This window comes from Micromonospora sp. KC606, from assembly GCF_004348675.1.
Lineage (GTDB): Bacteria > Actinomycetota > Actinomycetes > Mycobacteriales > Micromonosporaceae > Micromonospora.
In genome coordinates this window covers 32,583-47,687 of sequence record NZ_SMKN01000021.1, presented here as the reverse complement: position 1 = coordinate 47,687, position 15,105 = coordinate 32,583, and the positions used below count along the sequence as shown (strand labels likewise).

Here is a 15,105-nt window from a genome sequence, read left to right as displayed (position 1 = left end):
GTGGGGCACCAATCTGATCGGGCAGACTCAGGTCCTCGCCTACCCCCCCACTCAGGAGTGAGTCACGCCGATGTCGTTGCTCGCCAGATCCAGTCTCGCCAACCGAGGGCTTGTCGCCATGATCGCAGTGGTGTTCGCGGTCTTCGGGGTGTTCGCGGTGCCCTCCCTGAAGCAGCAGCTCCTGCCGTCGCTGGAGTTCCCGGGCGCGTTCGTCGTCGCCGGCTACTCGGGCGCCGGGCCGGAGATCGTCGAGTCGCAGGTCACCGAGCCGATCGAGAACAGCCTCCAGGGCCTCGCCGGCCTGGAGAGGATGACCTCCATCTCCCGCGAGGGCTCGGCCACCGTCTCGGTGCAGTTCGCCTTCGGCACCGACGTCGACGACGCGGCCAATCGGATGCGGACCGCCCTGGGTCGGATCGAGTCGCAGCTGCCGGAGGGCGTCGACCCGCAGGTGCTCACCGGCAGCACCGACGACCTGCCGGCGGTGGTGCTCGCCGCCACCGGCGGCGACGAGCAGGGGCTCGCCGAAAGGCTGCGCACCACCGTCGTACCCGTGCTGGAGCGGATCGACGGGGTCAGCGCCGTCGCGGTGACCGGCACCCGCCAGCAGGTCGTGACGATCACGCCGAACCGGGCGAAGTTCGCCGCCGCCCGGCTGAACCCGACCGCGATCGGCGCGGCGCTGAGGAACAACGGGGTCGCCGTCCCGGCGGGCGCGGTGAGCGACGGCACCAGGGACCTGCCGGTGCAGGTCGGCACACCGGTCACCACCCTGGACGAGCTGCGCGGCATCGTGCTGACCTCCACCGCGCCGAAGGCGCCCCCGGTTCGCCTCGGCGACGTGGCGACGGTCGAGCAGCGGCTCGCCCCGGCCACCGCGATCACCCGTACCAACGGCGAGGAGAGCATCGGGATCCAGGTCACCGCCGCTCCGGACGGCAACACGGTACACATCTCCCACGACATCCGGGACCGGCTGGCCGACCTGCGAACCGCCTCCGGCGCCGAGCTGACCGTCGTCTTCGACCAGGCGCCGTTCGTCGAGAAGTCGATCGAGAGCCTCACCACCGAGGGCCTGCTCGGCCTGGTGATGGCCGTGGTGGTGATCCTGGTCTTCCTGCTGTCGGTACGTTCCACGGTGGTCACCGCCGTGTCCATCCCGCTGTCGGTGGTGGTGGCGCTGATCGCGCTCTGGATCGGGGACCACTCGCTCAACCTGCTCACCCTCGGCGCGCTCACCATCGCCGTCGGCCGGGTGGTCGACGACTCGATCGTGGTGCTGGAGAACATCAAGCGCCACCTCGAGTACGGCGAGCCGAAGCGGGAGGCGATCGTCACCGCGGTCCGCGAGGTGGCCGGCGCGGTGACCGCGTCCACTCTCACCACGGTCGCGGTGTTCGCGCCGATCGCGCTGGTCGGTGGCTTCGTCGGGCAGCTCCTCGCGCCGTTCGCGATCACGGTGACGGTGGCCCTGCTCGCCTCGCTGCTGGTGTCGCTGACCGTGATCCCGGTGCTGGCGTACTGGTTCCTCACGCCGCGTGGCACCGGCGGAAACGCCGCCGAGGTTCGCCGTATCGCCGAGGAGAGGGAGCTGCGCGACCCGTTGCAGCGGGCGTACCTGCCCGCGATCGGGTTCGCCACCCGGTCCCGGGCGACCCGCTGGGCCACCGTGGCGGCGGGCCTGCTGGTGCTGCTCGGCACCGTCGGTCTCTCCCGCCAGTTGGAGACCAACTTCCTCGACGACTCGGGTCAGGACACCCTGACCATCAACCAGGAGCTGCCGGCCGGCGCCGGCCTGGCGGCCACCGACCTGGCGGCCCGTCGGGTCGAGGAGGTGCTGGCCCGCACCGATGGCGTCGAGACGTACCAGGTGACTGTCGGGGGCAGTGACCGGCCGTGGGAGGGCGGCGGCGGCTCCAACACCGCCCGCTGGACGGTGACACTCGGCGGCGACACCGACGCCAGGCAGATGAAGGAGTCCCTCCGTGAGCGGTTCGCGCCGCTGGGTGACCAGGTCGGCGCGCTGACCTTCGGCCAGGGGCAGGGCGACCGGCTGGAGGTGCTCGTCCAGGCGGCCGACCCGGAGACGCTGGCGCGGGCCGCTCAGGCCGCCGAGGCGGCGATGACCGGCACACCGGGTGTCGAGGAGGTGCGGTCCAGCCTGGCGGCCCGGGTGCCACGGGTCGACGTGCGGATCGACCGGCTGGCCGCGGCACGGGTCGGGCTGAGCGAGGCGGCGGTCGGGCAGCTGGTGGCCCAGGCGTACCGGGGTGCCCCGATCGGTGAGGTGTCGCTCGACGGCGGCCGGCAGGACGTGGTGCTGCGTAGCACTGCCACCCCGCCGGCGACGGTGGACCAGCTGCTCGCGCTGCCGGTCGGCCCGGTGAAGCTGGGCGCGATCGCGAAACTGAGCACGGTCTACGGCCCGCCGCAGGTCACCCGGATCGACGGCGAGCGCAGCGTCACGGTCACCGGCACCGCCACTGGCGCCGACCTCGGCGCCACCACCCGGGAGCTGAGGCAGCGGCTGGACGACATCGACGTGCCGGGCGCGACCCTCACCGTCGGCGGCGCGAGCGCGGCCCAGCGGGAGGCCTTCGCCGACCTGCGGCTGGCGGTGCTGGCGGCGATCACGATCGTTTTCCTGATCATGGTAGTCACGTTCCGCAGCATCACCCAGGCGCTGATCCTGCTGATCTCGGTGCCGTTCGCCGCGACCGGCGCGATCGCGCTGCTGCTGGCCACCGGCATCCCGCTCGGCGTGCCGGCGCTGATCGGCGTGCTGATGCTGGTCGGCATCGTGGTGACCAACGCGATCGTCCTGCTCGACCTGGTCAACCAGTACCGGGCGCAGGGCATGGGGGTGGCGGAGGCGGTGGTCGAGGGCGCCCGGCGTCGACTGCGTCCGATCCTGATGACCGCGGTCGCCACCATCTTCGCGTTGCTGCCGATGGCCCTCGGGCTGACCGGCGAGGGTGGATTCGTCTCTCAGCCCCTCGCTGTGGTCGTGATCGGCGGCCTGCTCAGCTCCACGCTGCTGACCCTGGTGCTGGTGCCGACGCTCTACACGATGGTGGAGCACACCAAGGAGTCGCTGCGGCAGTGGTGGGCCCGCCGCTCCGGCCGGGCGGGCCCGGTCCCGCGTTCGGTGCTGGACGCCGCAGGGACCGAGGCTGAAGCGCTCGTCCCGGCCGGCGTCCACAGCGGTGAGCCGGCCGGCGCCGGCACGGAGCGCACGCCGGCCAGTCCGGCTCCCTCGGCGGCGCTCATGGACGGCACCGACCAGTTCGAGGTGCTGCGCCTGCCGAGGAGCAGGAAGTCGCCGCTGCCCCCGACTCAGTAACGTCGACCCGCGCCGGCAGGGGCGGGCCGCGTCGGCGACCCGCCCCTGCCGCGCCCAGGCGTCGTCCGGGTCCGCCGCGCTCCGGGCCCGCGAGGGCGGCTCCGCCTCGTCACCGTCGCCGGCCTGCCGCGGTACGCCACCGTCCGGGTCGTCGGCCGTAGGTACGCGGGTCGCGAGGCCGGTGGCGGACCGTGGGACCACGTCGAGGGGGTGACCGGCCGGGGTAGGGTTCCGGCACGTGTCCTCCACCCTTGAGGTCCTGACCCGCAACCGGGACTTCCGCAACCTGTTCCTGGCCGAGTTGGTCGTCTTCGGCGCGGACTGGTTCGTCATGGTGCCGCTGCTCGTGCTGCTCCCGGAGTTGACCGGCAGCGGTGTCTGGGGCGCCCTGGTGCTGGCGCTGGACACCGGCGTGGTGGCCCTGCTGCTGCCGTACACCGGGACGATCGCGGACCGCTTCGACCGCAAAAAGATCATGATGGCGGCGAACCTGGCCGCCCTGGTCGGCGTGCTGCTCCTGCTCGGGGTCCGCAGCGCCGGCACCGCCTGGTTGGCCATGGTGGCGATCGCCACAGTCGCGGTCGCCAAGGCGTTCTACTCGCCGGCCGCGCAGGCGGCCCTGCCCAACGTGCTCCAGCCCCGGGAACTGGCCGCCGGCAACGCGGTCGCCGGCTCCGCGTGGGGCACGATGACGGTGGTCGGCGCCTCGCTCGGCGGCGTGCTCAGCGCGGCCACCGGACCGTACACCAGTTTCTGGGTGGCCGCGGCCGGCCTGGTGCTGGCCGCGGGCCTCGCCGCGCTGATCCGCCGGCCGTTGCAGGCCCCCCGCGACGCCGACCGGCCGGCCCCGCGCACCTGGGCGGCGATCGGCGAGGCGCTCGGCCACATCGGCCGCCGGCCCCGGGTGCTGGCGCTGGTCACCGTGAAGTCGGCGGTCGGCCTGGGCAACGGCGTCCTCACCGTCTTCCCGCTGCTGGCCGGGGTGTACGGCGCCGGCGCCGTCGGCACCGGTCTGCTCTTCGCCGCCCGGGGCGCGGGGGCGCTGGTCGGGCCGATCCTGATGCGTCGGGTGCTCACCAACCGGGCCTGGCTGCTGCCCGGGCTGGCCGTGTCGATGTCGCTGTACGGCCTGGCCTACCTGGGCGCCTCGGTGGCCGGTTGGTTCCCGTTGGTGCTGCTGCTGGTCTTCGTCGCGCACTTCGGCGGCGGCAGCAACTGGGTGCTGTCCAACTTCGCCCTCCAGGGCGAGGTGCCGGACCGGCTGCGCGGCCGCGTCTTCGCCACCGACATGATGCTGGCGACGCTGGCCATCTCGGTGAGCCAGCTCGTGGTCGCCGCGCTGGTGGACGTGGTGGACGAGCGGGTGGTGCTGGCCGGCTGCGGTCTGGTGACCCTGGTGTACGCGGTCGGCTGGCGGCTCGCCACGCGCCGGCTGTCGCTCGCCGACCCGGCCGTCGCGCCGGCGGCGACGGCCACGCCCGGTGGGTAACGATCACGTCCCACCCGCCGGGCGGCACTCCGTGACGTCGGCCCGGGGCCCTAGCATGAGCCGGTGCCGTTGACATTCGCCGCCGGGCCGGTCCGGGTCCGGGTTCCCGCCACCAGCGCCAACCTGGGGCCGGGCTTCGACGCGCTGGGCCTGGCCCTCGGGCTGTACGACGACGTGGCGGCGGAGGTGACCGCCGGCGGCGTCCGGGTCACGGTCGGCGGCGAGGGCGCCGGCGAGCTGCCGGACGACGACCGCCACCTGGTGGTCCGCGCCATGCGGGTCGCCTTCGACGCGTTGGGCGGTCAGCCGTCCGGGTTGGTGCTGGAATGCGTCAACCGGATCCCGCAGGCGCGGGGGCTGGGTTCCTCCTCGGCGGCGATCGTGGCCGGGGTGCTGCTGGCCCGCGCACTGGTGACCGACGGCGGGGAGCGGCTCGACGACGACGCGGCGCTGCGGCTGGCCGCCGAGATCGAAGGCCATCCGGACAACGTGGCCCCCTGCCTGCTGGGCGGCTTCACCGTCGCCTGGACGGAGCCGTCCGGGGCCCGGGCAGTGTCGCTGCCGGTCGCCGAGGGCGTCCGGCCCACAGTGTTCGTACCGGCCGAGCGGGGCCTCACCGAGACCGCCCGGGCGGCGCTTCCGCCCACCGTCCCGCACGCCGACGCCGCGTCGAACGCGGGCCGGGCCGCGCTGCTGGTGCACGCCCTGACCACCGAGCCGGCGCTGCTGATGCCGGCCACCGTCGACCGCCTGCACCAGGACTACCGGGCCCCCGGCATGCCGCAGACGGCGGCCCTGGTCGGGGCCCTGCGTGCGGCGGGTGTGGCCGCCGTGGTCAGTGGGGCGGGGCCGACCGTGCTGGCACTGACCGAACCGCCCGCCGATTTCCGACCGGGAACAGAATGGCAGGTCTGGCGGTTGGCGATAGAGGCGAGCGGCGCGACCGTCTCGCGGGGTAGACTGGGACACGCCGAGCGGGGTCCTGTTGCCGCAGGTCGGAAGAGTTGATTACGCTCTAGACTCAGCACAGCCGCGAAGCATGCGATCTTCCTGCGGGTCGGCGCACCCCCGAAGCTCTCGGCGGTCAGCCCGTCACCTCTGCCAAAGGCTCACGCCGCACCGCAGTTTCCGCAGGTCGTCGCAGACGGCGAGACCTGCTCACCAATGTTGGTGAGTCGGGAGACCGACCGGCTGCTGTGCCACAGACTCCCGCGACGCGTCAGTGCGAGGCGGGTGCACCGAGGCCGCCCGGCCACCTGAGTTTGTCGACTCCGGGCAGTCCCGGCCTATCGAGGGAAGGAATCCATTGAGCGACACCACCGACGTGACGTCGGATGTTTCCAACGTCGCTGGCGATGCCACCACCGCCGCCCCCGCCCGCCGTCGGCGCAGCGGCACCGGTCTGTCGGCGATGCTGCTGCCGGAGCTGCAGAGCCTGGCAGCGTCGCTCGGCATCTCCGGTACCGCGCGGATGCGCAAGGGCGAGCTGATCAGCGCGATCACCGAGCGGCAGCAGGGCGGCGCCGCGACCGGCACCCCTCGACCGCGGGCCGAGGTTGCCGCCGCGACCGCGACCGCCCCGGCCCGTCAGGAGGTCCACGCCGAGGTGCGTGAACCCGCGGAGCAGGCATCCGCCGCGCCGGCCGCCGGTTCGGCCGAGGGGCGTACCCGGACCCGCCGCAGTCGGGCCGCCTCCGAGGCGCGTCCGGCCGAGGCCCGTACCCCCGAGGTGGGGGCCGAGGAGGCCGCCGCCCCGGAGACCACCGAGCGTGGTGAGGGCCGTGGCGGCCGGGACCGTGGCGAGCGCACCAGCGAGCGTGCTGAGCGCACCGACCGTGCCGAGCGCACCAGCGAGCGTGCTGAGCGCACCGACCGTGCCGAGCGCACCAGCGAGCGTGCTGAGCGCACCGGCGAGCGCACCGAGCGCACCGACCGTGGCGAGCGCACCGAGCGCACCGACCGTGGCGAGCGCACCGACCGTGCCGAGCGCACCAGCGAGCGTGCTGAGCGCACCGACCGTGGCGAGCGCACCGACCGTGGCGAGCGCACCGACCGTGGCGAGCGCACCAGCGAGCGTGCTGAGCGCACCGACCGCACCGACCGTGGCGAGCGCACCGAGCGGGGCGACCGTGGCGACCGCAACGAGCGGGGCGTCGAACGAGCCCAACGCAACGACGACTCCGACGAGGACGGCGAGGGTGGCGGCCGGCGCGGCCGGCGCAGCCGCTTCCGGGACCGCCGGCGGGGCCGGGGCGAGCGGAGCGAGGGCGTCGAGAGTGGCGGTCGGGAGCCGCAGGTCGGCGAGGACGACGTGCTCGTCCCGGTGGCCGGCATCATCGACGTGCTGGACAACTACGCCTTCGTCCGGACCACCGGCTACCTGGCCGGCCCGAACGACGTGTACGTCTCGATGTCTCAGATCAAGAAGTACGGCCTGCGCCGCGGTGACGCGATCACCGGTGCGGTGCGGGCCGCTCGGGACGGTGAACAGCGGCGGGACAAGTACAACCCGCTCGTCCGCCTGGACACCATCAACGGCATGGAGCCGGACGAGGCCAAGCGCCGCCCCGAGTTCTACAAGCTCACCCCGCTCTATCCGCAGGAGCGGCTGCGGCTGGAGACCGAGCCGCACATCCTCACCACCCGGGTGATAGACCTGGTCATGCCGCTCGGCAAGGGCCAGCGCGCGCTGATCGTGTCGCCGCCGAAGGCCGGTAAGACGATGGTGCTGCAGGCCATCGCCAACGCGATCACGCACAACAACCCGGAGTGCCACCTGATGGTGGTGCTGGTGGACGAGCGGCCGGAAGAGGTCACCGACATGCAGCGGTCGGTGAAGGGCGAGGTCATCGCGGCCACGTTCGACCGTCCGCCGCAGGACCACACCACGGTGGCGGAGCTGGCGATCGAGCGGGCCAAGCGCCTGGTCGAGCTGGGGCACGACGTCGTCGTGCTGCTCGACTCGGTGACCCGGCTCGGCCGGTCGTACAACCTGGCGGCGCCGGCCAGCGGCCGGATCATGTCGGGTGGTATCGACTCCACCGCGCTCTACCCGCCGAAGCGCTTCCTGGGTGCGGCCCGCAACATCGAGAACGGCGGCTCCCTGACCATTCTCGCCACCGCGCTGGTGGAGACCGGTTCCATGGCGGACACGGTCATCTTCGAGGAGTTCAAGGGCACCGGCAACGCGGAGCTGAAGCTGGACCGGAAGATCGCTGACAAGCGGACCTTCCCGGCCATCGACATCCACCCGTCCGGCACCCGCAAGGAGGAGATCCTGCTCGCGCCGGAGGAGTTGGCCATCATCCACAAGCTCCGCAAGGTGCTGCACTCGCTGGACTCGCAGGCGGCTCTCGACCTCCTGCTGGACCGGCTCAAGCAGAGCCGCACCAACATCGAGTTCCTGATGCAGATCGCCAAGTCCACGCCGGGGGAGTGACCTCTTTCGGATGAGACCCGACGAAGGGCACGGCCGCATCGGCCGTGCCCTTCGTCGTGGCCGCTCGCGGCAGCGGACGGTCGAGGGTCGTCCAGGGCTTTCGGGGACTGGCAGGGCGCCTCGCTCCTCAATCACCTGAGGTCCGGTCAGAAGTCGCCCTCGGCGACCTGGAAGACGGTCAGCCCGAGCGCCCGCCACATCCGCACCACCTGCTGCCGGTCGTCGAAGACGCCGACCACCTGGTACCGGTCGCGTACCTCGCGCTCGTAGATCTCCCGCTTCACCACGGCGTCCTTCCGGTGGTCGCCGACGGCCCGCAGGTGCAGCCCGAGGTACGGCACCCGGACGTGCCGGGCCAGCCAGGCCACCGTGGCGTCCCGGGCCGTCGCGTCCCGACCTGAGCAGAAGACCACCCCGTACCCGGCGGCGTGCATCGCCCGCACCGCCGCGATCACCGCCCCGTTCGGCGCGTCCTCGCCGACCCGGGTCATGTCGTACGGGCTGCGGGTGACGTTCAGCGCGACGGTGCCGTCGATGTCCACCAGCACGATCTCCGGCGGCGCGGCCGGGGTGGCCGTCACCGCCCCCGGTCGGCCGGCGCGTGCGGTGGGCACCGGCAGCGGTAGCGGCCGGTTCGCCAGGTAACGCTCGTGCAGCCGGCGGATCGCGGCCTCGCCGACCCGGTCGCCCTCTGCGCGTGTGGCATCGCGGCGCAGGCACTCGTCCAGGGGCACGTCGGTGAAGTCGTGCACCTCGAACCGCGCGTCGTGCCGGGCGGCCAGGTCCGCCCACTCGCGCAGGGTGCGGGAGCGCAGGTTGGTGTCGTCGACGCAGACGCTGGCGCCGGCCCGCAGCAGCGCCTCCACCTGGGCCCGCTGGACGAGGGTCACCTGGTACTCGGCCCGCTGGGTGAAGAGCCGTTCACCGTGCAGCATCCGACGCAGGTCGTCGCGGTTGACTCGGACCACGGCCGGCTGGAGGGTACGGGCGAAGGTGGTCTTGCCGGAGGCGGGCAGCCCACGGGTGGCAACCAGCCGGGGCGTTCCGCCCGTTCCGCTCCGGTTCGGGGACGAATCGGACACACATCCACCGTACGCGGTCGAGGTGAATGCTGCTCGGGTGCGGCGGGAATGCGTGTGGAGACCCGGGCGTTGGCGGGGGTGGACCGATCGTGCGGCCCGGCTGACGGGTCGGCTCACGCCCATGGCACACTGGTCAATCGGCCACCGGTTCCGGTTCACGCCCGAGTCCGTCGCGCAGCAGGCGGCGGGGAGATCAGCGGCGACCCGGCGACCACCGACGAGAGGACCGAGGCGACATGAAGCCCAACATCCACCCGGAGTACGTGACCACCGAGGTCTCCTGCTCCTGCGGCAACACCTTCACGACCCGCAGCACCGCCAAGGGCGGCGCCATCCATGTCGAGACCTGCAGCGCCTGCCACCCGTTCTACACCGGCAAGCAGCGCGTCCTCGACACCGCCGGCCGGGTCGCCAAGTTCCAGCAGAAGTACGCCAAGGTTCAGGCGAAGAAGGCCAAGTAGCTGCACCGACGACGCCCGTGTCCGGCTTCCCGCCGGGCGCGGGCGTTCGTCCGTTCCGCCCCCTTTCCACCTGATCGTCGAAGGAGCATCACCGCATGAGCAGCGAGCGCCTGGCCGCCCTCCTCGACGAGTACGCCGACCTGGAGAAGCGGCTCGCCGACCCGGCCATCCACGCCGACCAGGGCACCGCTCGCCGGGTCGGCCGCCGCTACGCCGAGCTGGTGCCGCTGCACAAGGCCGCCGGTGAGCTGGAGCAGGCCCGAGCCGACCTGGTGGCGGCGAGGGAGTTGGCAGCCGAGGACCCGTCCTTCGCCGTCGAGGCCGAGTCGATCGCGGCGACCCTGCCGGCGCTGGAGGAGCGCCTCGCCGAGCTGCTGATCCCGCGCGATCCGCACGACGCCAAGGACGTGATCATCGAGATCAAGGCCGGCGAGGGCGGCGAGGAGTCCGCACTCTTCGCCGGCGACCTGCTGCGGATGTACACCCGGTACGCCGAGCGCCGCGGCTGGCTCACCGAGGTGATCGACGCGCAGGACTCCGACCTGGGCGGGGTCAAGGACGTCTCGCTGGCGATCAAGAGCAAGGGCGTTCCGGAGGGCGGCAACGGGGTGTGGTCCCGGCTGAAGTGGGAGGGCGGCGTGCACCGGGTGCAGCGGGTCCCGGTCACCGAGTCGCAGGGGCGCATCCACACCAGCGCCGCCGGCGTGCTGGTGCTCCCCGAGGCGGAGGACGTCGACGTCACCATCGACCCGAACGAGCTGCGCATCGACGTGTTCCGCTCGTCTGGGCCGGGCGGCCAGTCGGTGAACACCACCGACTCGGCGGTCCGGATCACCCACCTGCCGACCGGTGTGGTGGTCTCCTGCCAGAACGAGAAGTCGCAGCTGCAGAACCGTGAGCAGGCGATGCGCATCCTGCGGGCCCGGCTGCTCGCGGTGGCGCAGGAGCAGGCCGACGCCGCCGCCTCCGACGCCCGAAAGGCGCAGGTGCGCACGGTGGACCGCTCGGAACGGATCCGCACCTACAACTTCCCGCAGAACCGGATCACCGACCACCGGATCGGCTACACGGCGTACAACCTCGACCTGGCGCTCGCCGGCGACCTGGACGGCGTCCTGGACGCCCTCGCCGAGGCCGACCGGGCGGCCCGGCTGGCCGGCGACACCGAACTCGCCCGCCGCTGAGCCGGAACTCGTTCGCGGCTGACCGGCCCGGAACTCGTTCGCGGCTGACCGGCACCGGCCCGGCGGGCGGGGTGCCGGTGAGGCGGTCGGGCGACGACGTCAGCAGGCCCGGGGACGGGCCTTGGCCCGGAGCATCTCCCGGTCGGCGGTCTCGAAGGCGGCGCCGAGAGCGTCGCGCAGCGCGCCGTGCGCACCGTCGACCTCGGCGAAGCCGATGCTCACCCCGACCGGGGTGCCCGGCACCAGCGACTCCCAGTCCTCGGTGCGGACCGCCGCGTCGATCCGTCGGGCCACCTCCGCCGCCTCTGCCATCCCGGCGCCGCGCAGCACCACCACGAACTCGTCGCCGCCGTAGCGGGCCACGAAGTCGCCCCGGCGCATCACCCGGTTGATCACTCCGGCGATCCGTTGCAGGACCAGGTCGCCGGAGTGGTGGCCGTGCTGGGTGTTGACCGCCTTGAAGCCGTCCAGGTCGCAGACGCCGATCACCACCCGTTCGCCCTGGGCCGTCGCCGAGCCGATGTACCGCTCCAGGCGACGCCGGTTCGGCAGGCCGGTCAGCGGGTCGGTCAGCGCCTCGCCCTCGTACCGGGCCGCCTCCCGGCGCAACTCCTCGTGGTCGATCCGGGCGGCGATGCCGTCGATGTAAACGTCCCGCAGCCGGTCGTTGCGCTGGGCGGCGAGGCGGAACGCCAGGCGGTCGGCCCGGTGTGCGGCGGCGTGGTCGCCGGCCCGGGCGAAGGCGATGCTACGCAGCCGGGCCGGCTCGGCCGCGCCGAGGGTCTCGGTGGAGACCAGGGCGGTGTCGAGCCGGGTGATCGCCTCGATCGGCCGGCCACCCGCCACCGCGAGGCAGACCTGCCCGAGCTGGCGCATGTCCCGGGCACGGGCGCTGTCCCCGCCGTGGCCGAGCAGCCGGACCGGGTCGGCCCCCGTGCCGCTATCCGCCGGGTCTCCGAACGCCGCCCGACGGGCCGCTGCGTAGCCGTACGCGGCGAGACTGCTCGGCCGGATCCGGTCGCCCCGGCCGTCCCGGGCGAACCGGGCCAGGTCGGCGGCGATGTCCCGGAGCACCCGCAGGCAGCCGTCGCTGTCGCCGTGGTGGTCGAGGGCGACGGCGTTGCGTAGCCGGATGCCCGGGGCGGCGAAGGACTCCTCGGGCAGCCCGGCGGCCAACCCGTGCTGGCGGGCCCGCTCGATCGCACCGAGCGCGTGCCCGTGGAAACTGAGGTACGAGTACGCCATCGCCAGGTCGTGCCAGCCCCAGGCGGTGTCCCGGTCCTCATCCTCGGCCGCGCCCAGCGCCCGGGCGGCCCGGACGAGGTGGGTGACGCAGCGGTCCAGCGCGCCCTGGTGGTGGGCGGCGAGCGCGGCGAGCGCGTTGAGGTGCCCGTGCAGGTACGGCTCGGGCAGGTCCCGGACGGCTCCCGACGCGTCCTCGATGGCCCGGGTGAACTCGGCCGTCCGACCGAGGTTGATCAGCGCGCAGAGCCGTTGGACCAGAGCGTCGGCCCGGGCGTGCGGATCGGTGGTGGTGCGCAGCACCCGGTCGAGCACGCCGCACGCCTCGGCGGATCGGCTCGCCTCCTGCAGGGCCCGGGCGCGGTGGAGTGCGTCAACCTGGTCGTCGACCCGGTCGAGCCACGCCACCTGCCAACCTCCTGTCGGTGTGGGTCGGGACGCACCCGCTCGTGCCGGGGCCCTCGACGCTTCATGATTATGTCGTGACCTCCCTGCCGCGCCACCCATCCGAAGGGGCAGAACGCGAACGGGCCACGCTCGCCGTGGCCCGCGCCGCCCGTGCCCTGGCGGCTGCCGGGCTGGAGTCGGCCCGCGCCGAGGCGGAGCTGCTCGCGGCGTACGTGCTGGACGTGCCCCGGGGGCGGCTGGCGTTGGCCGACGGCTTCGACGCCTGCCAACGGGAGCGGTTCGCGGCGCTGGTGGCCCGGCGGGTCGACCGGGAGCCGTTGCAGCACCTCACCGGCCGCGCCGGGTTCCGGCACCTGGAGCTGTCGGTCGGGCCGGGGGTCTTCGTGCCCCGCCCGGAGACCGAGCTGCTCGCCGGGTGGGGCGTCGACCGGGCCCGCCGCCGCCCCGCCCCGCTGGTGGTCGATCTGTGCAGCGGCTCCGGGGCGATCGCCCTGGCGGTCGCCCAGGAGGTGCCCGGGGCCCGGGTGGTGGCCGTGGAGCGTTCGCCGGCCGCGCTGGCCTGGTTACGGCGCAATGCCGCGGCCCGGGTCGCGGCCGGGGACCGGCCGGTCGAGGTGGTGGCGGCCGACGTCACCGATCCACGGTTGCTGGCCGGGCTGGTCGGCCAGGTCGACGTGCTGCTCTGCAACCCGCCGTACGTGCCACGCGGGGTGGCCGTGCCGCCGGAGGTGGCCGGCCATGACCCGGACGAGGCAATCTTCGGTGGGGCGGACGGGCTGGACGTGATCCGGCCGGTGTTGGCCCGCGCCGCCGCGCTGCTGCGCCCGGGTGGCGCGCTGGGCGTGGAGCACGACGACACGCACGGTGCGGCGGTGCCGGCCCTGCTCGCCGCCGACGGCCGGTACGCCGAGGTGGCGGAGCACCGGGACCTCGCCGGACGGGCCCGGTTCGCCACCGCGTCCCGCCGGGGGGACGGCCCGCGCCCCGACACCGGCCTGGCGTGGCAGACTGGCTACTCGTGATGCTCTACGACTGTCGGTCGCCCGCCGACCGGGACCGCGGCATCGCCGCTGCCATCGAGGCGGTCAAGAACGGCGAACTGGTCGTGCTGCCGACCGACACGGTCTACGGGATCGGGGCGGACGCCTTCACCCCGTACGCGGTCAAGGCCCTCGCCGACGCCAAGGGCGGCGCGCGGCAGGCGCCGCCGGTGCTGATCGGTTCCCGGCACACCCTCGACGGCCTGGTCTTCTCGCTGCCGCGCGCCGCCCGTGACCTGGTCGAGGCGTTCTGGCCGGGCGCGCTGACCATCGTGGTGGAGCACTCGCCGAGCCTCGCGTGGGACCTGGGCGACGCCAGCGGCACGGTGGCGGTGCGGATGCCGCTGCATCCGGTCGCGCTGGAGGTGCTGCGGGAGACCGGCCCCATGGCGGTGGCCTCGGCCAACAAGGCCGGGCAGCCGCCTGCGCTGACCGCCGAGGCGGCGCGCGACCAGCTCGGGTACCAGGTCCGTGCGTACCTGGAGGCCGGGCCGTGCCCCGACCCGGTGCCGAGCACCATCGTCGACCTCACCGGCGAGACGCCCCGGGTGCTCCGGCTCGGCGCGGTCGACCTGGACAAGCTCCGCGACGTGGTCCCGGACATCCTCGACGCGCAGGAGGCCTGAGTGCCGCCGTTCACCGTCCTGCACGTCTGCATGGGCAACATCTGCCGTTCCCCGATGGCCGAGCGTCTGCTGGCGCTCGCGGTTCGCGAGCGGCTGGGCCGGCTCGACGTCGACCCGACCCGCTGCGACGAGCTGCTGCACAGCCACAGCGCGGGCACCGGCGGCTGGCACGCCGGCGAGGAGATGAACCCGCCGGCGGCCCGGCAGGTGCTCGGTCGGGGCGGCGACGTCGAGGGCTTCGCCGCGCGCAAGCTCCGCTCCGACCTGATCGACGCCGCCGACCTCGTCCTCACCGCCACCGCCGACCAACAGGAGTACGTGGTGGCGCTGCGCCCCGACGCCGCCTCCCGCACCTTCGTGCTGGGGGAGTTCGGTCGGCTGCTCGGGCTGGTCGACACCGCCGCACTGCCTCCGGCGCAACCCACCCCGGAGGCCGTGTACGCGCGTGGGGCGGCGCTGGTGGAGGCGGTCGACGCGGCCCGGCAGGGTGTGTCGCCGTTGCGCTCGGACGACCTGGACGACCCGTGGGGTCGGGGCGACCAGTGCTTCAACCGGGTCGCCGACGAGATCGAGGAGACCGTCCACCCGCTCGCGAGCATCCTGCTGCCCTGATCCGCCGACCGCCCGGGTTCGCGGCGGCACGGTCGCCCGGCGTCCGCTTACCGGCGGCGGTGGGCACCCGGGCGGGTGACGACGCGCGGCGTGTCCCGTCGCGCGCGCGGCGTTCCCTCCGCGAATTTCCTCCGGATTTGCGAAACATGAGGGCGAAAGAGGGTTTTAGGGTCATTCTG

The 15,105-nt window shown here is 73.6% G+C and carries 11 protein-coding genes; 9 read left to right on the top strand and 2 right to left on the bottom strand.

The annotated features are described in order from the left end of the window. Nucleotides 1-70 precede the first annotated feature (70 nt). The 4 genes from E1193_RS08130 to rho all read left to right on the top strand — a co-directional run bounded on the left by E1193_RS08130 (nucleotide 71) and on the right by rho (nucleotide 8,271). Nucleotides 71-3,343: an efflux RND transporter permease subunit gene (locus E1193_RS08130; protein WP_132181757.1), complete on the top strand. Its 3,273-nt coding sequence runs from the start codon at nucleotides 71-73 to the stop codon at nucleotides 3,341-3,343. Nucleotides 3,344-3,581: 238 nt separating this feature from the next. Further along, nucleotides 3,582-4,832 carry an MFS transporter gene (locus E1193_RS08125; protein WP_132181755.1) on the top strand — a complete coding sequence of 417 codons (1,251 nt, stop codon included), beginning with the start codon at nucleotides 3,582-3,584 and terminating at the stop codon, nucleotides 4,830-4,832. Between the two features lie 63 nt (nucleotides 4,833-4,895). After that, nucleotides 4,896-5,840 (top strand): homoserine kinase, encoded by a 945-nt coding sequence (thrB, locus tag E1193_RS08120; protein ID WP_132181753.1) that lies wholly within the window; start codon nucleotides 4,896-4,898, stop codon nucleotides 5,838-5,840. A 298-nt stretch (nucleotides 5,841-6,138) separates the two neighbouring features. Continuing rightward, on the top strand, nucleotides 6,139-8,271 hold the full coding sequence (rho, locus tag E1193_RS08115) for a transcription termination factor Rho (RefSeq protein ID WP_132181751.1): 2,133 nt from the start codon (nucleotides 6,139-6,141) through the stop codon (nucleotides 8,269-8,271). A 146-nt stretch (nucleotides 8,272-8,417) separates the two neighbouring features. Here rho and E1193_RS08110 read toward each other — a convergent pair whose 3' ends face one another. Next, nucleotides 8,418-9,353, bottom strand: coding sequence for an AAA family ATPase (locus E1193_RS08110; RefSeq protein WP_243707406.1), 936 nt, complete (start codon nucleotides 9,351-9,353; stop codon nucleotides 8,418-8,420). Nucleotides 9,354-9,589: 236 nt separating this feature from the next. Here E1193_RS08110 and rpmE point away from each other — a divergent pair, with 236 nt between their 5' ends. Continuing rightward, a complete protein-coding gene (rpmE, locus tag E1193_RS08105; protein WP_088975813.1) occupies nucleotides 9,590-9,814 on the top strand; it encodes a 50S ribosomal protein L31 in 225 nt (74 codons plus the stop codon). A gap of 95 nt (nucleotides 9,815-9,909) precedes the next feature. Beyond that, nucleotides 9,910-10,998 carry a peptide chain release factor 1 gene (gene prfA, locus E1193_RS08100; RefSeq protein WP_132181747.1) on the top strand — a complete coding sequence of 363 codons (1,089 nt, stop codon included), beginning with the start codon at nucleotides 9,910-9,912 and terminating at the stop codon, nucleotides 10,996-10,998. A 99-nt stretch (nucleotides 10,999-11,097) separates the two neighbouring features. Here prfA and E1193_RS08095 read toward each other — a convergent pair whose 3' ends face one another. Further along, nucleotides 11,098-12,648: a GGDEF domain-containing protein gene (locus tag E1193_RS08095; RefSeq protein ID WP_132181745.1), complete on the bottom strand. Its 1,551-nt coding sequence runs from the start codon at nucleotides 12,646-12,648 to the stop codon at nucleotides 11,098-11,100. Nucleotides 12,649-12,722: 74 nt separating this feature from the next. Here E1193_RS08095 and prmC point away from each other — a divergent pair, with 74 nt between their 5' ends. The 3 genes from prmC to E1193_RS08080 are packed head-to-tail and all read left to right on the top strand — an operon-like array spanning nucleotide 12,723 to nucleotide 14,926. Further along, nucleotides 12,723-13,670, top strand: a complete 948-nt coding sequence (prmC, locus tag E1193_RS08090) for a peptide chain release factor N(5)-glutamine methyltransferase (protein WP_132181743.1) — start codon at nucleotides 12,723-12,725, stop codon at nucleotides 13,668-13,670. Further along, nucleotides 13,670-14,314 carry an L-threonylcarbamoyladenylate synthase gene (locus E1193_RS08085; protein WP_132181765.1) on the top strand — a complete coding sequence of 215 codons (645 nt, stop codon included), beginning with the start codon at nucleotides 13,670-13,672 and terminating at the stop codon, nucleotides 14,312-14,314. Before prmC ends, E1193_RS08085 begins: the two co-directional genes overlap by 1 nt. Next, nucleotides 14,315-14,926, top strand: coding sequence for a phosphotyrosine protein phosphatase (locus tag E1193_RS08080; RefSeq protein WP_132181741.1), 612 nt, complete (start codon nucleotides 14,315-14,317; stop codon nucleotides 14,924-14,926). It abuts the gene before it with no gap. Nucleotides 14,927-15,105 lie beyond the last annotated feature (179 nt).

What these genes read in the sequence shown, in the direction of transcription:
- E1193_RS08130 (WP_132181757.1), top strand. Translation starts at nt 71, where the DNA reads ATGTCGTTGCTCGCCAGATCCAGTCTCGCCAACCGAGGGCTTGTCGCC.
- rpmE (WP_088975813.1), top strand. Translation starts at nt 9,590, where the DNA reads ATGAAGCCCAACATCCACCCGGAGTACGTGACCACCGAGGTCTCCTGC.
- prfA (WP_132181747.1), top strand. Translation starts at nt 9,910, where the DNA reads ATGAGCAGCGAGCGCCTGGCCGCCCTCCTCGACGAGTACGCCGACCTG.
- E1193_RS08085 (WP_132181765.1), top strand. Translation starts at nt 13,670, where the DNA reads ATGCTCTACGACTGTCGGTCGCCCGCCGACCGGGACCGCGGCATCGCC.